This is a genomic window from Providencia sp. Je.9.19 (genome assembly GCF_051129765.1).
In the GTDB taxonomy this organism is placed as follows: Bacteria; Pseudomonadota; Gammaproteobacteria; order Enterobacterales; family Enterobacteriaceae; genus Providencia.
In genome coordinates this window covers 745,486-766,114 of record NZ_JBCPSS010000001.1, presented here as the reverse complement: position 1 = coordinate 766,114, position 20,629 = coordinate 745,486, and the positions used below count along the sequence as shown (strand labels likewise).

At 38.6% G+C, this 20,629-nt stretch carries 17 protein-coding genes and 1 pseudogene; 12 read left to right on the top strand and 6 right to left on the bottom strand.

The window, feature by feature from the left end; translation table 11 throughout:
- Nucleotides 1-37: 37 nt before the first annotated feature.
- Nucleotides 38-1,084 (top strand): protease SohB, encoded by a 1,047-nt coding sequence (sohB, locus tag AAZR93_RS03615; protein ID WP_294106113.1) that lies wholly within the window; start codon nucleotides 38-40, stop codon nucleotides 1,082-1,084.
- A 78-nt stretch (nucleotides 1,085-1,162) separates the two neighbouring features.
- Here sohB and AAZR93_RS03610 read toward each other — a convergent pair whose 3' ends face one another.
- Complete coding sequence (locus AAZR93_RS03610) at nucleotides 1,163-1,417, bottom strand: DUF2498 family protein (RefSeq protein ID WP_336430033.1); 255 nt, start codon at nucleotides 1,415-1,417, stop codon at nucleotides 1,163-1,165.
- Nucleotides 1,418-1,707: 290 nt separating this feature from the next.
- On the opposite strand from AAZR93_RS03610, the gene topA reads away from it, so the two are divergent.
- Nucleotides 1,708-4,317 carry a type I DNA topoisomerase gene (gene topA / locus AAZR93_RS03605; protein ID WP_434719008.1) on the top strand — a complete coding sequence of 870 codons (2,610 nt, stop codon included), beginning with the start codon at nucleotides 1,708-1,710 and terminating at the stop codon, nucleotides 4,315-4,317.
- 60 nt (nucleotides 4,318-4,377) lie between these two features.
- On the opposite strand, the gene AAZR93_RS03600 is transcribed toward topA, so the two are convergent.
- Nucleotides 4,378-5,304 carry a LysR family transcriptional regulator gene (locus AAZR93_RS03600; RefSeq protein WP_294106117.1) on the bottom strand — a complete coding sequence of 309 codons (927 nt, stop codon included), beginning with the start codon at nucleotides 5,302-5,304 and terminating at the stop codon, nucleotides 4,378-4,380.
- A gap of 224 nt (nucleotides 5,305-5,528) precedes the next feature.
- On the opposite strand from AAZR93_RS03600, the pseudogene AAZR93_RS03595 reads away from it, so the two are divergent.
- Together AAZR93_RS03595 and sodC are read left to right on the top strand one after the other, a co-directional pair.
- A pseudogene (locus tag AAZR93_RS03595) lies at nucleotides 5,529-6,305 on the top strand (dicarboxylate/amino acid:cation symporter); the annotation flags it as partial.
- 231 nt (nucleotides 6,306-6,536) lie between these two features.
- Complete coding sequence (gene sodC, locus AAZR93_RS03590) at nucleotides 6,537-7,061, top strand: superoxide dismutase [Cu-Zn] SodC (RefSeq protein WP_434719007.1); 525 nt, start codon at nucleotides 6,537-6,539, stop codon at nucleotides 7,059-7,061.
- A gap of 206 nt (nucleotides 7,062-7,267) precedes the next feature.
- Here sodC and AAZR93_RS03585 read toward each other — a convergent pair whose 3' ends face one another.
- Complete coding sequence (locus AAZR93_RS03585; protein WP_434719006.1) at nucleotides 7,268-9,301, bottom strand: M13 family metallopeptidase; 2,034 nt, start codon at nucleotides 9,299-9,301, stop codon at nucleotides 7,268-7,270.
- Between the two features lie 308 nt (nucleotides 9,302-9,609).
- On the opposite strand from AAZR93_RS03585, the gene cysB reads away from it, so the two are divergent.
- From cysB to AAZR93_RS03570, 3 genes are all read left to right on the top strand, one after another.
- Nucleotides 9,610-10,584: an HTH-type transcriptional regulator CysB gene (gene cysB, locus AAZR93_RS03580; protein ID WP_336430048.1), complete on the top strand. Its 975-nt coding sequence runs from the start codon at nucleotides 9,610-9,612 to the stop codon at nucleotides 10,582-10,584.
- Nucleotides 10,585-10,961: 377 nt separating this feature from the next.
- Nucleotides 10,962-13,634, top strand: coding sequence for an aconitate hydratase AcnA (gene acnA / locus AAZR93_RS03575; protein WP_434719005.1), 2,673 nt, complete (start codon nucleotides 10,962-10,964; stop codon nucleotides 13,632-13,634).
- Nucleotides 13,635-13,936: 302 nt separating this feature from the next.
- Entirely contained in the window at nucleotides 13,937-14,377 is a 441-nt protein-coding gene (locus AAZR93_RS03570) for a hypothetical protein (RefSeq protein WP_434719004.1), read from the top strand.
- A 348-nt stretch (nucleotides 14,378-14,725) separates the two neighbouring features.
- Here the strand turns inward: AAZR93_RS03570 and hemB are convergent, their stop codons facing one another.
- Together hemB and ribA are read right to left on the bottom strand one after the other, a co-directional pair.
- Nucleotides 14,726-15,703, bottom strand: coding sequence for a porphobilinogen synthase (gene hemB / locus AAZR93_RS03565; RefSeq protein WP_434719003.1), 978 nt, complete (start codon nucleotides 15,701-15,703; stop codon nucleotides 14,726-14,728).
- 212 nt (nucleotides 15,704-15,915) lie between these two features.
- Nucleotides 15,916-16,512 (bottom strand): GTP cyclohydrolase II, encoded by a 597-nt coding sequence (ribA, locus tag AAZR93_RS03560; RefSeq protein ID WP_294106199.1) that lies wholly within the window; start codon nucleotides 16,510-16,512, stop codon nucleotides 15,916-15,918.
- 215 nt (nucleotides 16,513-16,727) lie between these two features.
- Between ribA and pgpB the strand changes: the two genes are divergently transcribed.
- The 5 genes from pgpB (at nucleotide 16,728) to yciH (ending at nucleotide 20,194) form a co-directional block, all read left to right on the top strand.
- Nucleotides 16,728-17,462 (top strand): phosphatidylglycerophosphatase B, encoded by a 735-nt coding sequence (gene pgpB, locus AAZR93_RS03555; protein ID WP_434719002.1) that lies wholly within the window; start codon nucleotides 16,728-16,730, stop codon nucleotides 17,460-17,462.
- 132 nt (nucleotides 17,463-17,594) lie between these two features.
- Entirely contained in the window at nucleotides 17,595-17,912 is a 318-nt protein-coding gene (locus AAZR93_RS03550; protein WP_294106144.1) for a LapA family protein, read from the top strand.
- Nucleotides 17,913-17,918: 6 nt separating this feature from the next.
- Complete coding sequence (gene lapB / locus AAZR93_RS03545) at nucleotides 17,919-19,088, top strand: lipopolysaccharide assembly protein LapB (RefSeq protein WP_336430066.1); 1,170 nt, start codon at nucleotides 17,919-17,921, stop codon at nucleotides 19,086-19,088.
- A gap of 45 nt (nucleotides 19,089-19,133) precedes the next feature.
- On the top strand, nucleotides 19,134-19,868 hold the full coding sequence (pyrF, locus tag AAZR93_RS03540; RefSeq protein WP_294106201.1) for an orotidine-5'-phosphate decarboxylase: 735 nt from the start codon (nucleotides 19,134-19,136) through the stop codon (nucleotides 19,866-19,868).
- A complete protein-coding gene (gene yciH / locus AAZR93_RS03535; protein ID WP_336430073.1) occupies nucleotides 19,868-20,194 on the top strand; it encodes a stress response translation initiation inhibitor YciH in 327 nt (108 codons plus the stop codon). The genes pyrF and yciH overlap by 1 nt, the downstream gene beginning before the upstream one ends.
- 87 nt (nucleotides 20,195-20,281) lie before the next feature.
- On the opposite strand, the gene osmB is transcribed toward yciH, so the two are convergent.
- Nucleotides 20,282-20,497: an osmotically-inducible lipoprotein OsmB gene (gene osmB, locus AAZR93_RS03530; RefSeq protein ID WP_294106150.1), complete on the bottom strand. Its 216-nt coding sequence runs from the start codon at nucleotides 20,495-20,497 to the stop codon at nucleotides 20,282-20,284.
- Nucleotides 20,498-20,629 lie beyond the last annotated feature (132 nt).

Sequence of the window (20,629 nt, the reverse complement as noted above, 5' to 3'; positions counted from 1 at the left end):
ATTTTTTATTAAAGATTAATATTAGAAGGATCAATTTGTGGAGTATTTCTCTTTGTATGGACTATTTTTAGCAAAAGTTGTCACAATTGTGGTTGCTATTGTTTTACTTGCCGTTTTTGTATTTGGTGCAGGAATGCGTCGTCAAGGTGCTAAAGGTTCTTTAAAAATCACTGACTTAGGTGAAAATTACCGTGAGCGTCAGCGTCAAATGCAGCAAATCAAAATGAATGATTCTGAGCAAAAAGCTTGGTTAAAAGCATTTAAGAAACAGCTTAAATTAAAATCAAAAAGTGAGAAATCTGGCGCTAAAGTAGGACAAACTGCGGTTAAAAAGCCTTGTTTATATGTATTAGACTTCAAAGGAAGTATGGACGCGCGTGAAGTGACTTCTTTAAGAGAAGAAATCAGCGCTATCCTTGCGGTTGCGGATCAACAAGATGAAGTTTTACTGCGTTTGGAAAGTCCAGGTGGAATGGTCCATGGTTATGGCTTGGCGGCTTCTCAATTAGTGAGATTAAAAGAAAAAAATATCCCGCTAACTGTCGCTGTTGACAAAGTGGCAGCGAGTGGGGGATATATGATGGCTTGTATCGCAAGCAAAATAATTGCCGCGCCATTTTCTATTATTGGATCGATTGGTGTTGTCGCCCAAGTTCCTAATATTCATCGTTTACTCAAAAAACATGATGTTGATGTTGAATTGCATACAGCTGGTGAATTCAAAAGAACGTTAACCATGTTAGGTGAAAATACCGAACAAGGTCGCAAAAAATTTGTCGAAGATTTAAATTCAACTCATGAATTGTTTAAACAGTTTGTGCATATGAACCGTCCATCGCTTGATATCGATGCAGTCGCCACGGGTGAATATTGGTATGGTTCGCAAGCTATAGAGAAAGGTTTAGTTGACCAAATTGGTGTGAGCGATGATGCGATAATTAATGCGATTGATACCAAAGAAATTATCAGTATTCGTTACGTAATAAGTAAAAAAGTGATGGATAGATTTACAGGTAGCGTTTCAGAAAATATTGATAAATTATTATTGCGCTGGTGGCAGCGTGGACAAAAACCATTTTTATAATTGCTCGAATATTCGCAAATATTTTATTATCAAACTAATATATAAATTACCGGCGTCAAGCCGGTAATTTTTTTCAGGTCATTCATCATTCAGACGATACTGTTCTGAAAGTATATGTGCTAGGTGTTTATACATATTGAAAGCTGCGGTACTTTTAATGGTAGGAATTCCATTGTCATCTAAAAAGAACTCGCCTTTGAACACTAAAGTATTGCGATGTTGCTCTACAGTATTCACAAACATGCCATGAATATAATCATCGTGTTTCTGTATGATATCATTGGCTTTTTCAAGTAGTTCTTTTTTTGTAATGTATTGGATATTATCTTGCATTGAATCGCTCCCTTGAAAAAATAATTGGTTGCTTATAGCATTTTATCAGGTACAGTGTGTGTTTTTCAATAGTATTTAAACAACATAATCCGGTTAAAATCAGTTGATTAGAGCGTTTTATCTGTTTTTTATAATAACGTGACTGAGATTAGAAGTTTTGTTTCAATACAAATTATTGTACAAAAACATATTGATATATTGTGATTGTGTCGCAATATAAAAAAGAGATTTCCATTTTGCGCATTTTAATGCAGAAATGCGCCATTGTTGATATTTAGGTAAAGGTAACTATGGGTAAAGCTCTTGTTATAGTGGAGTCCCCGGCAAAAGCCAAGACAATCAATAAGTATCTTGGAAGTGGCTACGTTGTGAAAAGCAGCGTTGGTCACATTCGTGATCTGCCGAAAAGCGGCTCTAGTTCACAAACCGGCTCACAAAAAAAGAGTACAGACTCATCTACCGATAAAACCAAAAAGGTGAAAAAAGATCCTCAAGAAGCGTTAGTTAAACGCATGGGGATTGACCCTTACCATGGTTGGAAAGCAAATTATCAAATTTTGCCCGGTAAGGAAAAAGTCGTTTCTGAACTCCAAACATTGGCAGCAGATGCTGACCATGTCTATCTCGCGACGGATCTCGACCGCGAAGGGGAAGCGATTGCTTGGCATTTGCGTGAAGTTATCGGTGGTGATGAATCACGTTTTAGCCGTGTCGTATTTAATGAAATAACTAAAAATGCGATTACACAAGCGTTTGAAAGCCCTGGCGAGTTGAATATCGATAGGGTAAATGCTCAGCAAGCTCGTCGCTTCATGGACCGAGTAGTGGGATACATGGTATCGCCATTATTATGGAAAAAAGTGGCTCGTGGTCTTTCTGCTGGTCGAGTACAATCGGTTGCAGTACGATTAATTGTTGAGCGTGAACGCGAAATTAAAGCATTTGTTCCTGTCGAATATTGGGAATTACATGCAGATTTATCTGATAAAGATGTGACAAACTTACGCATGGAAGTCACTTCTCAAGCAGGTAAAGCATTTAAGCCAGTCAATAAAGCACAAACAGATGCGGCAGTTAAATTGCTTGAAAAAGCTCGTTTTCAGGTTATTGACCGTGAAGATAAGCCGACATCAAGTAAGCCAAGTGCGCCATATATCACTTCAACCTTACAGCAAGCGGCCAGTACGCGCCTTGGCTTTGGTGTGAAGAAAACGATGATGATGGCTCAACGCCTTTATGAAGCCGGTTATATAACCTATATGCGTACCGACTCAACTAATTTGAGTCAGGATGCATTAGATATGGTTCGTGGCTATATAAATGACAATTTTGGTGCAAAGTATTTACCAAAAGATGCCAACGTTTATAGCAGTAAAGATAACTCTCAAGAAGCGCACGAAGCTATCCGACCTTCAAGTGTAGATGTTCTACCTGAAACACTGAAGGATATGGAAAATGATGCCAAACGGTTGTATCAGCTTATTTGGAATCAGTTTGTTGCTTGTCAAATGACACCAGCAAAATATGATTCGACGACGCTGACAGTTAAAGCGGGTGATTTTGAGTTAAAAGCCAAAGGACGTACTTTACGTTTTGATGGTTGGACTCGAGTGATGGCTGCGTTACGTAAAAACGATGAAGATAAAACTTTGCCACCGATTCAAGTGGGTTCAGAGCTATCTTTAGTTGAATTATTACCAACGCAACATTTTACTAAGCCACCAGCTCGCTTTAGTGAAGCATCGTTAGTTAAAGAATTAGAAAAACGAGGTATTGGACGTCCATCTACTTACGCTGCCATCATTTCGACTATCCAAGATAGAGGATATGCGAAAGTTGATAACCGTCGTTTCTATGCAGAAAAGATGGGTGAAATCGTCACAGATAGATTGGAAGAGAATTTCAATGATCTGATGAACTACGATTTTACAGCTAAAATGGAAGACCAACTTGACCATGTAGCGAATCACAGTGCAGATTGGAAAGCGGTATTAGATGAGTTCTTTTCCGACTTTAGTAAGCAGCTCGAAGTTGCAGAAAAAGATCCGGAAGAAGGCGGAATGCGAACCAATCCAATGGTTATCACGTCTATCACCTGTCCTGATTGTTCTCTCCATATGGGAATTCGCACAGCATCTACTGGTGTATTCCTCGGATGCTCTGGGTATGCTTTACCCCCTAAAGAGCGTTGTAAGAAAACAATTAATTTAATTCCAGAAGATGAAGTGCTCAATATTCTGGAAGGTGAAGATGCTGAAACTAATGCCTTAAGAGCAAAACGTCGTTGTCCAAAATGTGGTACTGCGATGGATAGTTATTTGATTGATAATCAACGTAAGCTACATGTTTGTGGTAATAATCCAGCTTGTGAAGGTTATGAGATCGAAGAAGGCGAATTCCGTATCAAAGGTTATGATGGCCCAGTCATTGAATGTGACAAATGTGGTTCTGAAATGCACTTGAAAATGGGACGTTTTGGTAAGTACATGGGTTGTACTAATGAAGAATGTAAAAACACACGTAAAATCTTAAGAAGTGGTGAAATAGCCCCGCCGAAAGAAGATCCTGTTCCGTTGCCGGAATTACCGTGTGAAAAGTCAGATGCTTATTTTGTTCTACGTGATGGCGCCGCAGGTGTATTCCTCGCTGCCAATACATTCCCTAAATCGAGGGAAACTAGAGCACCATTAGTTGAAGAGTTACAAAGATTTAAAGATAGATTACCTGAAAAATTAGCTTACTTAGCGGAAGCACCAGCGAAAGATCCTGAAGGTAATTCAACTGTTGTACGTTTTAGTCGCAAGACTAAACAGCAATATGTGTCTTCTGAAAAGAATGGCAAGGCAACGGGTTGGAGTGCTTTTTATGTCGATGGTAAGTGGGTAGTTAAAGAAAAGTAATTGCATTTGAAAAAATGAAACTCATAAAAATACCAGTCAGCTAAGTTGACTGGTATTTTTTTATTGGGGTATCCAAGAATCCCAAGCAGGAACAGGTTGCAATTCTGAGATAAGAAAATCAATAAATGATCTTATTTTAGGATTACTGTATTTACTTGGGAAATAAAGCGCATATAAAGCATGAGTTTCATAAGTCACATTCCCATCAAGTAATAACGGTATTAATTCTTCTTTTTGAATATGGTCGCCAATAAGATAAGTGGGTAACCAAGCAACACCTTGGTTTTCTAGCACAGATTTCAGTAGAACTAAGCTGCTATTTGCCTGAATAGGAGCTCTAACTTTCAATTGATGCTGGCGGTTATGTTCATCGGTCATTTTTATTGGGGGCGTCAGCCCTGGATAAATAAGGCAATCGTGATCTACCAAATCAGTGCGCCTCATCGGAAAACCTTTTTTAGCCAAGTAATCTGATGTTGCACAATAAGCCCATCGAATAGGCGCTAGTTTACGCATGGCGTAATTCTGTGGGGGAGATGACGATATTCTTAATGCAATATCAAAGTCGGTATCATTTAAATTAACAAAGTCATCGTTAAGGTCAATGTATAAATTAACATCTGGACACTGCTCACGATATTTATCAATTAAATTAACTAGACGAGAATAGCCAAAAGCAATGGAACAGGTAATACGCAATTCTCCCTGAGGATATTCGTAATAGCTAGATGTTGCATTCAACGTATCATCGAATTCTTTCAATAACTTAAGTGCCCGATTAAAAAAATACTGTCCAGCATCCGTCAATGTAATGCTACGCGTTGTTCTTTTAATTAATGTTGTTCCTAATGTATTTTCCATCGCTGCTAAATTTTTACTGACCGCTGAAGGCGAAACATTAAGTTGTGTGGCGGCTTCAGAAAGACCTCCACATTCAACAATTTTAACAAAAAACTCTAAATTCTTGAGTGAAATTGGTGAGCTCATTCTTTCCTTTAATTCACAAGTGATTTGAGAAAACAGTATCAATATGCCATTTAAATCCCTTTTTAAAAGTGTAACTATTACCCTGTAGGAAAGAAAGCTATAACAATATGAAAAATAAACAAGTTAAGTGATATGCATCACAAAATACAGGGAAGGGAAATTACAAAACTTATAAATGTGATTTCTATCCTGATAAATATAATTTTAATTAAAAGGTATCCGATATGTGGACTCGACTAGAACCCTACAAATCGTCTCTTATTCTACTCTTTGCTCTTATCCTTGGGGGATTACTTGGTATTTATACCCCAACATTTGCTATCCAACTGCAACCAGTGGGACAAATATTTCTTAATCTACTATTTATGATCATTGTTCCGTTAGTTGGGATCAGTGTGATGTCATCAATTGCTGGAATGACCGACCTTAAACGCTTGGGGCGAATAATTGGTATTATTTTTATTGTCTCTATAGCCATGGCACTTATCCCAGCGGCGGGTATCGTTGCATTAGCGTTATGGTATAACCCAGCGCAAGGCGTCACGATTGATCTTCCTAAGTCTGTCAATGCAGGCGCGGGAAATATGGATTTTGTCAGCATGATAACGACCAGTGACTTTGTCGGTCTATTTTCTAAGTCAAATATCTTAGCGCTCATCATGATTTCCATTATTGCAGGTATCGCAATTGGTCAATCTGCTGATGCAGGTAAGCGTATCGCTGCATTTCTTGATGATGCCAATACTATTGTGATGAAGATAGTCTCAATTATTATGAAAGTCGCACCTGTTGGGTTGGGCTGTTATTTTGCGGCGACTATGGCAAGTCAGGACGCGGCGCTATTAATGACATTTGCTCGTGCTATTGGGTTATTTATGGTTGCGACCCTAATTTACTATGTTTTTGGCTCTATTTTTTACTCGTGGATTGGTGGTGGTATACCGGGTGTGAAAGCATTCTGGCGTAATGCGATTGAACCTTCTGCGACTGCATTGGGAACCATTTTTTTAGTAAACATTTCCTTTCCTTCAATGTACTCATTAATTAAATGATTGTGATGTAACTATCATTTATTCACTAAAGAAATCATTTGAACAAAAGTACTAACTTAAATGTGCTAACGTGAAATAGCGCTGTGCATTATTGCGTTCAACAATAAAACGGTTCTTACTTCATATCAATATGAGGTAAGTCGATGGAACGATAGATAAATTTTATCTACTGGAGGTAAAATGAAGTTCAAGATTTGTTTACTTGCTGCATTATTTACGACAAGTGCGGCTTTTGCCGCTGACACAACTGTCGTATTAAAAGAAGCGACCACAACTGGAGAGGGTAAAGCAATCGGTGAAGTCGTTATCTCTGAAACTGAATATGGATTATTGTTCACCCCGAAAATAACTGGGCTACAAGCTGGTATTCATGGTTTTCATATTCATGCCAACCCAAGTTGTGAACCGGGTGAAAAAGAGGGCAAAATAGTGCCAGCATTAAAAGCTGGTGGTCATATGGATCCTGAGAAAACAGGTGTGCATAAAGGTCCTTATGATAATAGCGGCCATTTAGGCGATTTACCGGGCTTAGTGGCAGATGCTAAAGGTAATGCGGATTATGCGGTTCTCGCACCACGGTTAAAGTCACTTAATGATGTGAAAAATCATGCATTAATGGTACATGTTGGCGGTGATAATTATTCAGACAATCCTGAAGCACTCGGTGGTGGGGGGGCGAGGATGGCCTGTGGGATAATCAAATAATTACTCTTCATACTTCGCGCTGTGGCGGTGTTGGCTGCACTCGGCTACTCGGGTCACATACTTTTGTATGCTCCCCGAGCTATCCTCGCTCGCTGCCTTGCCACAGCACGAATTATTTAGAGTAATATTCTACTAGTTTCTACTGAATTATATAGGTAACTCCATTTTCCATTTATTAAGAAAAGTTAGAGCCTTATAGTCAGTATTTACCAAATACGGATACGTTGTTCAGGCTCTAAATAGAGTTGGTTATTTTTATCAACACCGAAGGTTTGGTACCAATCATCGATGTTGCGGACAACGCCATTTGCACGAAACTGATTTGGGCTGTGCGGGTCGGTTAAGATTTTATTACGTTCTGATTCTTTGTTTGACAGTTCTTGCCATGTTCTCGCCCATGAAATAAAGAAGCGTTGTAATCCAGTAGTTCCGTCAATGATAGGGGCTTCGCCATTTGGGTAGTTTTCTTTGACAAACTGTTTGTAGGCGCTTAACGCAATGTTAAGCCCACCTAAGTCACCAATGTTTTCGCCTAACGTTAGCTGCCCATTGACTTTTTGCCCATCTACATCAAAAGCATTGAATTGGTCGACTAGCTTATCGGTTTTTTGTTTAAAATGCGTTTTGGCACTTTCACTCCACCAGTTACGCAATTGGCCCGTACCATCATATAAACTACCTTGATCATCAAATCCATGCCCCATTTCATGACCAATAACTGCGCCAATAGCGCCATAGTTATAGGCTGGGTCAACGTTAGGATCAAAAAACGGTGCTTGTAAGATCGCCGCAGGGAAAACGATTTCATTTTGTACTGGATTGAAATAAGCGTTAACGGTTTGTGGTGTCATTCCCCATTCCCATTTGCGAACCGGTTTACCTATTTTGCTGATGGCGTCTTTGTAAGACCACTCATTCACTTGTTTGTAATTACCAAGTAAATCATCTTGTTTGAGATTAATACTATCAAAGTTGTTCCATTGATCTGGGTATCCTACTTTTACAGTAAATTGGTCTAATTTTTTGAGTGCTTCTTGTCGAGTCGCGTCATCCATCCAGTCATTAACTTTCAGACGTGAATTGAATGTTTCTCTCACATAACTGACCAGATCTTTAATTTTTTCTTTTGATTTCGGATCAAAATACTGTTCAACATAGATTTGCCCTAAAGGTTCACCTTGCAGGGCGTTAACTGTCTGTAACGCACGTTCTTGACGGGTACGTTGTTTTTCTATCCCATTGAGTTTTTTCGAGTAAAAATCAAAATTGGCATCAACAAATTGTTGGTTTAAATAACGGGCATTACTGCTAACATATTGGAAAATTAGATAGTCTTTTAGTACCGATATTGGTGTTTGCGCATAAATTTGTGCTGTCTTTTCTACAGCCGTATCGGTTTCTACGACAATTTTTTCTAATTGTTTATCTGAAAGTTGCCAATGATTAATGAAGTTTTCCCATGCAAAACCTTTAGTGAATGCTTTCATTTCTGGTAAGGTCATTGCGTGATAATTTTTGAGGGTATCACGGCGTTCCTCTGGGCTCCATTGTACTTTAGCTATTGATTTTTCGAGGTCAAATATTTGCTGCGCTTTCTTATCGACATCTTTTTCTCCCGCTAATTTTAAAATAGTTTCAATGTAGGCAATATAGCTTTTACGAATTGCTTCCATTTGCGGGGTATCATCAAGATAGTAGTTACGATTTGGTAATCCTAAGCTACCTTGACCGATATAAAGAACATAAGTATCAGGTGATTTTGCATCTAAATCGACCCAATAGGAAATGAGTGAGTTATATGCGGGTAAGGTCATTAAACGGCTTATATCATTATGATCTTTCGCTTGCTTAATTGCGTCTAAGTCGCTTTTTATCGGCGAGATATTCGCTTTTTCAATCGCATCTTCATTTAAATAACTTAAATATAAATTTCGAATATTACGTTGGTTATGGCTAAGAGCGCTTTCTGGTAAGGCTTGTAACTGTGCAATAATTGCCTGTGTTTGTTTTTCGGTATTGAGATACAAATCAACGAAGGAGTTAATACGAGGCATACCTGTAGGTATTTTTGCTTTTTTTATCCAATCCTCATTAACATAACGATAAAAATCATTTCCTGGTTGAATCGAATCAGATAGCACAATTTTTTGTTGACCGTATGAAACTTCTTTTGCATACAAATTAGATGCAAGGGAAACAGTTGATATGCCAATAAGTAAAGCCAATACGTTGATACGCATGCATAAACCTCTCTTTATTAAGGATTTGTATATTCACCTTTAAGTTGTAAAAGCTAAGGTGAATCTAACAACATAATATTTTTATTATTCAATCATACTTCAGAAAAAATTTAATTCTACTTTGCAAAATCTTACGTCGGCTGATGATTTTGTATGACTTAGATGAAATTTTATCATCATGCTATTTATTCTTATCTAAATAATGATATATTAGTTATATAGAACATAATCTATATTTCTTTTAGTTATAACTAATATTTTTTAGCTATAGCGATTGGCAAGTCGCTTTGTAAGAGGTAGACCTAAAAATGAAATTGCAGCAATTGCGTTATATTGTTGAAGTCGTCAATCACGACTTGAATGTCTCCTCTACAGCCGAAGGATTATTCACTTCACAGCCGGGGATCAGTAAACAGGTTCGTATGCTTGAAGATGAGCTTGGTATTCAAATATTTGCTCGTAGTGGTAAACATTTAACACATGTCACTCCCGCAGGTGAAGAGGTAGTTCGTATATCAAGGGAAGTTTTGTCTAAAATTGATGCGATACGCTCAGTAGCGGGGGAACATACTTACCCAGATAGAGGTAGCCTTAGCATTGCAACTACGCATACACAAGCTCGTTATGCATTACCTCCGGTGATTAAAGGGTTTATTGAGCGTTATCCTAATGTCTCTTTACATATGCAGCAAGGGACGCCAACACAGATAGCAGAAGAAGTGTGCAAAGGTAATAGTGATTTTGCAATCGCAACAGAAGCATTACACCTTTATAGCGATTTGATCATGTTACCTTGCTACCACTGGAACCGTTGTGTGGTCGTACAAAAAGATCATCCATTAGCCACCAAAAAGAACGTGACTATTGAAGATATCGCACAATATCAAATTGTGACCTATACCCACGGTTTTACTGGTCGTTCAGAACTGGATATTGCATTTCAAAAAATAGGATTAGAGCCAAAAATAATTTTCACTGCAACAGATGCTGATGTGATTAAAACTTATGTTCGGTTAGGGCTTGGTATTGGGATTATCGCAAGTATGGCAGTTGATCCCGTTAATGATAGTGATTTAGTTATTATTGATATGCGTGATAAATTCAGTTATAGCACTACAAAAATAGGATTCAAAAAAACCAGTTTCTTACGTAGCTACATGTATGATTTTATGTGGCGTTTTGCACCGCATTTAACCCGAGATGTGGTAGATAAGGCGGTTGCGTTAAGAAATAATGAGGATATAGAAGCGTTTTTTAAAGATATAAAACTCCCTATAATTTGATTTTCTTTGCCTTTTAGCCCATAGCGTTGTTGGCTTCAAACACAAACCCTAGTCACGTAGTTATCTACGCTCCTAGGGATTTGTGTTTTTGCCGCCTAGCTATGGGCTAAAATGCTTTGAAAATAATTTAAATGTACATTGTTCAAAAATTAAAAATCAAATTTAAATCCCTTCGAAATGTAATGATAAAGGTGATCATTTGCCTTAAGTTCACATCTTAGCCTAAATTATCCTACACTAAAGTGTGTTTCATTGTGTATTTGGCACGAAATCAATAAATGAAATTTTTTGAGCAACTATGATTAAAAGAGGTTTATAAAAAATAATGGTGATTGACGTGTGGTATTGCCATCGTCATAAAAAACCAAGGAGGAGTTATGTCGTTGAATCTAAAAACACAAAGTGCAGCGGTGCTCGATATTGGAAACAAGCAATATAATTACTTTAGTTTAGCACTTGCCGAAAAAAAGTTAGGTGATGGAGCTCGGTTACCTAAATCCCTCAAAGTTCTACTCGAAAATCTATTACGTAATATTGATGGTAAGTCAGTGGTTGAACAGGACTTACAAGCCATTATTGATTGGCAAAAAGAAGCCCATGCAGAAAGAGAAATCGCCTACCGACCTGCGCGGGTTCTCATGCAAGATTTTACAGGTGTACCTGCTGTAGTGGATCTCGCGGCAATGCGAGAAGCGGTTAAGTCATTGGGTGGAAATGTTAACCAAGTGAACCCATTATCACCAGTAGATCTCGTTATCGACCATTCCGTGATGGTAGATGAATTTGGGTCAAAAAATGCATTTGGGGAAAACGTTGAAATAGAAATGCAACGTAACCATGAACGTTACTTATTTTTACGCTGGGGTCAAAAAGCGTTTAATCGTTTTAGAGTTGTTCCACCGGGAACCGGTATTTGTCATCAAGTTAACCTTGAATATTTAGGTAAAACTGTGTGGCATGAAGAAACCGGCGGTAAGTTATATGCTTATCCAGATACTTTAGTGGGAACCGACTCACATACCACGATGATTAATGGATTAGGCGTACTTGGCTGGGGTGTTGGTGGTATTGAAGCTGAGGCCGCAATGCTAGGTCAGCCGGTATCGATGCTAATTCCAGATGTGGTTGGATTTAAATTAATCGGTAAGTTGCCCGAAGGTATAACGGCAACGGATTTAGTGTTAACTGTCACGCAAATGCTGCGAAAACACGGTGTCGTTGGTAAATTTGTTGAATTTTATGGTGATGGATTAGCTGATTTACCGTTGGCTGATAGAGCAACTATCGCTAATATGGCCCCAGAATATGGTGCAACCTGTGGATTCTTCCCTGTGGATGACGTGACACTTGCCTATATGAGATTAACGGGTCGCAGTGAAGATGATATTGCGCTGGTGGAGCTTTACAGTAAAGCGCAGGGACTTTGGCGCCATCAAGGGGATGAGCCCATATTTACCAGCTCATTAGAATTGGATATGTCTACCGTAGAATCTAGCCTTGCAGGCCCAAAACGCCCACAAGATAGAGTCGAACTGAGCCAAGTTCCAGTCGCATTTCGCGGTGCGGTTGAATTAGAGGTGAATAAAAAAGAAAGAAACGCACATCCAACGGTTAATTATAAAAATCAATCTTTTGAATTAACAGATGGTGCAGTTGTGATTGCCGCGATTACATCGTGTACCAATACTTCGAATCCAAGTGTTTTAATGGCAGCAGGGCTTTTAGCGCAAAAAGCGGTTGAAAAAGGGTTATCGCGTAAGCCATGGGTGAAATCATCTTTGGCACCGGGCTCTAAAGTTGTTACTGATTATCTCGCCTTAGCCGGATTAACGCCTTACCTTGATAAATTAGGTTTTAACCTAGTGGGTTATGGATGTACTACCTGTATAGGTAACTCAGGGCCATTACCAACACCAATTGAAGATGCGATAAAACAAACCGACTTGACAGTAGGAGCTGTATTATCGGGTAACCGTAATTTTGAAGGCCGAATCCATCCATTAGTCAAAACCAACTGGTTAGCTTCACCACCTTTAGTTGTTGCTTATGCGCTTGCAGGTAATATGAATATCAATCTTAAAGTAGAGCCTTTAGGAGTAGATAAACAAGGTAATGATGTTTATCTCAAAGATATTTGGCCAACAAGTGCAGAAATTGCTTTAGCGGTTGAAAAAGTGAAAACGGATATGTTCCGTAAAGAATATAGCGCAGTTTTTGATGGTGATGATGCATGGCGTTCATTAGAAGTTGAAAGTTCATCAACCTATCATTGGCAAGCAGATTCGACTTATATTCGTCATCCGCCATTTTTTGAAAATATGCGTGCAGTCCCTGATGTGATTGAAGATATTCAAGGGGCAAGTATTTTAGCCATTTTGGGTGATTCGGTCACGACTGACCATATCTCGCCGGCGGGTAACATTAAAAAAGATAGCCCAGCGGGACGTTATCTCCAAGAGCATGGTGTGAATTCTGCTGATTTTAACTCTTATGGTTCACGTCGTGGTAACCATGAAGTGATGATGCGCGGGACATTTGCTAACATTCGTATCCGTAATGAAATGGTGCCGGGTGTTGAGGGGGGATATACATTACATATTCCAACAGGTAAGCAAATGGCAATCTATGATGCGGCTATGTTGTATCAGCAAGAAAAACGACCATTAGCGATTATTGCGGGTAAAGAATATGGTTCAGGCTCTAGTCGTGATTGGGCTGCGAAAGGAACCAATTTACTGGGCGTTAGGGTGGTAATAACGGAATCTTATGAGCGTATTCACCGTTCTAATCTTATTGGTATGGGGGTGGTTCCCCTTGAATTTACTCATGGGATGACACGTAAAACATTAGGTTTGAAAGGCGATGAAAGAATCGATGTGGCATCGTTGCAATCATTGACACCAGGGCAAGATATCATCGTTAGAATTACTTATGGAAACGGTGATATTAAAGAAATAACCACTCGTTGTCGTATTGATACGGCAACAGAAATGGAATATTACCGTCATGGTGGCATATTGCATTATGTGATTAGACAAATGCTTCATTAGCACCAAACTGTAAACGCCTGCGTGAACTTACATCGCAGGCGTTTTTTATTTCATATTGCTTGATGAATATTGTTTTTTCTCAATATTTTAATGTTGTTTCTAAGTTATGGTGATAGCAGTTGTTTGAGTTGTTGGGAGAAATGAATTAAACCTGTTGAACATCAAATATTGTACTTTTAGTGCTTTATGTGAAGTTAACCATGAACCAGTTTGTTTTTTTTGATTACATTTACGATATATAGCTTGTAGTCTGATTTAATGAAGTAACAGCATCTATTGAAAATAACGTAAAGGAAATAAATATGGCAGAGATCCATGAAATTGATTTTTATAAAGGTGCTTTATGGGCAGCAGATATTCTTGTAAGTACTTCCCATTGTGTGGGAGCGAATGATGAAGTCCGAGATATTTTAGAACATATTCCCAATTTATATTCCATTGTGATGCAAACGCCAGAAACTGAAGTCCACGATTTACGATTATATGCCGATAAAGAATTTCCATTAGGAATGAATGCTGATTATTCCTCAATCTCAATTGCCCCCCTAAAAGATTTCTTCGAAATTTTTCCTATGTTAGATCAAAGCATTGATAGCATTGCCGCTGAAGTTGATTCATGGGGAGTGATAGCAAAAACATCAGCGGGTAAATCAGATTTACTTATTGCAGGCTTATTAACTGAGGAATCAGCTCAAGCATATGCACAAAGTTTATCTCAGCAACTTAAATTACAACGCACTTAGAATTGAGCATCGATAAGTTATAAGAACACTTATATTGAAAAAACGCCGATACTGTATATAAACACAGTATCGGCGTTTTTGTCTCTATTAATGGATAAACATTCCGAATGAAATACATTAATTTTCTAGCTCGGCTCTCTATTATTAGTCATGAATTTTGTCAGTAAATAAGCCTGAGACCAGTCGTAGCAGTGGTTATTAAGGCTAAAGTAACGAAGTTCAAATTAATAAATATTTTGGTGGCGTAGTTATCTATTGATAAGATACCAAAAAGCCAATAACTGTGTTTATATACAGCTATTGGCTTTGGGTTTTCCAATTGAATGCTATCTGGATGATTACTGTTCTTTATAAAATTTTATCTTCAGCAAGTTGCAATGCAAAATAAGTAAAGATGAGGTCAGCACCAGCTCGTTTAATTGAGCCTAATGTTTCAAGTGTTACTCGAGTTTCATCGATAGCACCAGCTTGAGCTGCAAATTTAATTTGCGCATATTCACCACTGACTTGATAAGCCCCAATGGGTAATTGTGTACATTCACGTAAATCACGAATGATATCAAGATACGCACCCGCGGGTTTAACCATCAATGCATCAGCGCCTTCTTGTACATCAATTAATGATTCGCGAATAGCTTCACGGCGGTTCATTGGATTCATTTGATAGGTTTTTCTATCACCTTTAAGACAAGAACCTGCGGCATCACGGAATGGGCCATAAAGTGCTGAGGCAAATTTAGTGGAGTAAGACATGATAGCGGTATCTGTAAAACCGGCGGTATCAAGTGCGTGGCGAATTGCTGCAATTTGTCCATCCATTGCTGCGGATGGCGCAATGAAATCAGCCCCTGCGCGCGCTGCGGCAACAGCTTGTAAACCGAGATTATGAATAGTGGTGTCGTTATCAACGATATCACCATGCATTACGCCGCAATGTCCATGAGAGGTATATTCACAAAAACATGTATCTGACATGACAATCATTTCAGGAACTGTGTCTTTACATATACGTGACATACGTGAAACTAGGCCATTTTCATGCCATGCATCACTCCCTGTTTCATCAAGGTGATGCGAAACACCAAATGTCATTACGGATTTAATGCCTGCGTTGGCAATGCGTTCAATTTCATAAGCCAAACGCTTTTCAGGGATGCGCATGACGCCCGGCATACTTTTAATTGGCATATAATCATCGAGTTGTTCTTCAATAAAAATAGGTAAACACAAGTCATTTAGTGATAGGTGAGTTTCTTGAAATAGGGCGCGAAATTGTTCATTTTTACGCAATCTTCTCATGCGCTGAATGGAATGCAGGTTATTCACAATATCTCCTTGCAGTATGAAAAATAGGTATAATTGGCAGCAATTATTGACATATTTATCAAGGTAATAATATTGCAGACAGTATAAACCTTATAAAAAGAATGTGAATATGACAATGCGTAAATGTCTAACATTTGATTGTTATAATCGGATATATAAATAAGGCGTAATTGGAGGAAGGAAGCGCGGGGGCGCACTTCCTTTAGATATGATTATTGATGCTTAAATAACAAATGACCCATTTTTTCAGCTTTGACATCAAGGTAGTGCGCATTGCTAGGATTACGTCCAACAATTAAAGGTACGCGTTCTACAACATTAATTCCGGCTTCACGCATAATATCAATTTTCTGCGGGTTATTGGTCAATAAACGAACTTCATTTATGCCTAGTAGTTTATACATATCAGAACAAAGCGTAAAATCACGCTCATCGGCTTTAAAACCCAGTTTTAGATTAGCTTCTACGGTATCAAAACCCTGATCTTGTAATGCATAGGCACGAATTTTATTGAGTAGGCCAATATTCCTACCTTCTTGACGATGGTAAAGAAGAACACCTCTACCTTCTTTGCTAATCTGAGAGAGTGCGGCTTCTAATTGAAATCCACAATCACAACGTAAGCTGAATAATGCATCACCCGTTAAGCATTCAGAATGAATACGACTAAGAATAGGCACAGAGCCGGTAATATCACCAAAAACTAGTGCTACGTGATCATGACCTGTGGCGATTTCTTCAAAGCCAACCATCAGAAATTCGCCAAATGGAGTGGGTAATTTTGCTTCGGCTACGCGTTTTAGCTGCATATTTTCATTCATTAGTTAAAGTAACTCTTGCTTAATTATTAACGTTAATCGATATAAACTACATTGAGTTTAAAATATCGATACTCTATAACGTTTAGCATATAGAGGCTGACACCTTTGCACACTGCCAGCGGTATATTACTATAGCAGAGTTAACGAAGAGTGAATGTAATATTTATGTATAGGAAATAACTTATCTGTATGGAATACATGAGATGAAAAAAAACGTTTATATTGTTACCTGTTTTGCTGTGTTGTTGTTAATTCCACCGATTATATTAATGATGATAGGATGGAATTGGTCACCTGAAAATCAGCCAAAATCGATGAAGTGGATACTTTGGCTAACCGATACGGCAGGCGCACCTTATAGCATTGTTACTTCTCTCATTTTCGTTTCTATCACATTATTTGTGTTCCGTTCACAACGTCATTTATTTGTTAAATTGATCGCTATTATGATTTTTTGCATATTAGCCATGCAGGGTCTTAAGTCGATACTTAAAAATTATTTTCAAGAGCCTAGACCCTATATTGTTTGGATAGAACAACAATATGATATTTCAAATTCAGAATTTTATGATTTAACACGGCTACAACGTGCAGAGCTAGTTCAAACAACGGTGAACCAAAATGAAAACGTTCCAAAATGGCAGCTTGCACATTGGCAATCAGAAACTGGTTACTCATTTCCTTCTGGGCATATGTTATTTGCTGCTGGTTGGGCATTGCTACTGATAGGGCTGTTATGGCAACGTCGCCAATATACATTTTGTTTATTTTTAGCTATTTGGGCAGAAGGAATTGGATTTAGTCGTATGATTTTGGGGATGCACTGGCCAATAGATATAATTGTTTCTATTATTATTAGCGGTTGTTTTGCCATTTTTGGGTATGCATTATTCGATTATAAACTCTCAAATAAGATGGTTGATCGTGATTGCAATTAGAGACTGAAAATAGGTGTTTTATTTTAGTTAAAGTAGTTTGTATAAAATAAATTACTTTGTCTGAATGCGCCGGAAATGCTACCTTATCAGGTAGATATTTTAGGATCATAAGAACTGACAACGGGAACAAATGTGAAATATTTTCTGATTTTATTACTAGCGGTCGCTTTTTTTATCATTTCGATTACGCTGGGCTCAAGCAATGATCAGGTAATTACATTTAACTACCTGATAGCAAAAGGGGATTTTTCTTTATCATCTCTGCTTGCATTACTTTTTGGTGTCGGTTTTGTGCTTGGTTGGCTAATCTGTGCAGTCTTTTATTTACGCACTGTTGTAAGTCTTAAAAATGCACGACGTAAAATTAAACGTTTAGAGTCACAATTAGAGGTTGGAGATAAAAAAACTTCAGAGTCAACCTCGATAGTGACAGCTCAGGATAAGGAATAGTCCTGTATGTTTGAGTTGCTGTTTCTGTTGCTACCTGTTGCCGCAGCATACGGTTGGTACATGGGGCGCAGAAGCGTTCAACAAGATAAGCAGCAACATGCGAATCGCTTGTCACGTGATTACGTAACAGGCGTGAATTTTCTATTATCCAATCAACAAGATAAAGCAGTTGATCTATTTTTGGATATGTTGAAAGAAGATAGCTCTGCTTTTGAAGCCCATCTCACTTTAGGTAATTTATTTCGCTCTCGCGGCGAAGTTGAACGCGCAATTCGAATTCACCAGTCGCTGGTGGAAAGTGCCTCTCTTTCATTTGAACAAAGACTTTTAGCAACTCAGCAGTTAGGTCGAGATTATATGACCGCTGGAGTTTATGACCGTGCTGAGAATATGTTTCAACAACTTACTGATGAAATCGATTTCAAACAAAGTGCATTACAATCTTTATTAAGTATTTATCAGTTAACCAGTGATTGGAGCAAAGCGATAGATGTTGCGGGTAAACTAGTCAAGCTAGGTAACGATGAGCTACGTGAACAAATTGCCCATTTTTACTGTGAACTTGCGACTCAGCAACTCGGTAGTGATGATCTTGATGATGCGCTGAATTTACTTAATAAAGCGGCTCAAGCGGATAAAAATTGTGCGCGGGTTTCAATTATGAAAGGGCGCATTTTTATTGAACAAGCTAACTTTGAAAAAGCAATTAATGTTTTAAAGCAAGTTTACGAACAAGATCGTGAACTTGTCGCGGAGGCTTTACCTCTTCTTTATGACTGCTACCAACATACTGGCGATTCTGATGAGTGGGAAGATTACTTACGTCAATGTGTTGCAGGCAATTCAGGTGCGATTGCCCAACTGTATTTGGCTGATATCATCGCAGAAAAACAAAATCGAGAAGCGGCTGCCAGTTACGTTAATGATCAAATACAACGTCATCCAACCATGCGCTTATTTTATCGTTTGATGGATTACCACCTTCAAGAAGCAGAAGATGGTCGGGCGAAAGAAAGTTTGATTTTATTGCGTAAAATGGTTGGTGAGCAAATTAAAACAAAACCTGATTATCGCTGTCATAAATGCGGGTTTACCTCACATTCACTCTATTGGCATTGCCCATCTTGTCGCTCTTGGGACACTATCAAGCCAATAAGAGGATTAGATGGTCAGTGACAACGTCACCTTTTCAATTATTACAACTCAATTAAAGGCTATGAAATGATTTCCTCAACTGAGAACCAGACCTGCGTAATGACGCATTCGCCTGTCATTGTTGCGCTTGATTACGATGATGCAAATGCGGCGTTAGCCTTTGTTGATCGTCTTGACCCACGTGATTGCCGTCTAAAAGTGGGTAAAGAGATGTTTACTTTCAATGGTCCTCAATTCGTTAAGTCACTTCATGAGCGTGGATTTGATGTTTTCCTTGATTTAAAATTCCATGATATTCCAAATACGGTTGCTCGAGCTGTCGCAGCATCTGCTGAAATGGGGGTGTGGATGGTGAATGTGCATGCTAGCGGTGGTGCTCGTATGATGGAAGCTGCGCGTAATTCACTGGAAGTCTATGGCAAAGATGCACCATTATTAACAGCTGTAACTGTGCTGACTAGCATGGATGAGTCTGATCTTATTGGCGTTGGTATTAATGCAACCCCCGCGGAACATGCAGAACGTCTTGCTCTACTTACCAAACAATGTGGTCTTGATGGTGTCGTCTGTTCAGCCCATGAAGCTATTCGTCTAAAAGATTTATGTGGCAACGATTTTAAATTAGTCACGCCTGGTATTCGCCCATTAGGCAGTGATATTGGCGATCAACGCCGTATTATGACGCCACAAGATGCGGTAAAAGCAGGGGTTGATTATATGGTCATTGGTCGTCCCATTACGCGTAGTGATAACCCAACTTTGACGTTGCAACAAATTAATCAGTCAATCAAGGGGTTGTAATGAATGACTCAAATAGCCGTTTAGTTTATAGCACTGATGTTGGTCGTATCGAAGAAGAGAAAATTAAATCAGAAAGACCAAAAGGTGATGGCATTGTTAGGATTCGTCGTGAAACATCAGGACGAAAAGGTAAAGGTGTATGCGTTGTGACAGGCCTTGATCTTGATGATAATGCACTTAGTTTACTCGCCGCTGAATTAAAAAAGAAGTGTGGTTGTGGCGGTGCAGTTAAAGACGGTAATATTGAGATCCAAGGTGAAAAGCGTGACTTTATCAAGCAACTTCTTGAAGCCAAAGGATTTAAAGTTAAATTAGCTGGTGGTTGATTCGCTAATTAATCCAGTAGCATTGAAAAGTAAGGGGAAATCAAATGTTTCCCCTTATTATTGAATCTGAGTCCAGCTGGCTATGGTCTATTTGACCTGCCGACCAATAATACCACCAACCGCTGCACCACCGATCGTTCCTAGTGGACTACCATCAGTGAGTATTGCCCCACCAACTGCGCCTACGCCAGCGCCGATTGTCGTATGTTTATCTCGTTTCGACATGTTCGAGCATGCGCCAACACTGATAGCGATAGTCGTTACAATAACAAAAGATAGAATGCGTTTGCTTAGAGTATTCATTTTATTGATCCTTAAATTCAAATTATTACATGTTTAAAATATCATGGTCGTTGATTTAACAAATAAGAATAATCAGGAATAAATATCAATAAATGTAGATTTTTTAACGTTAAATGCGATTTTTGTGTTAAG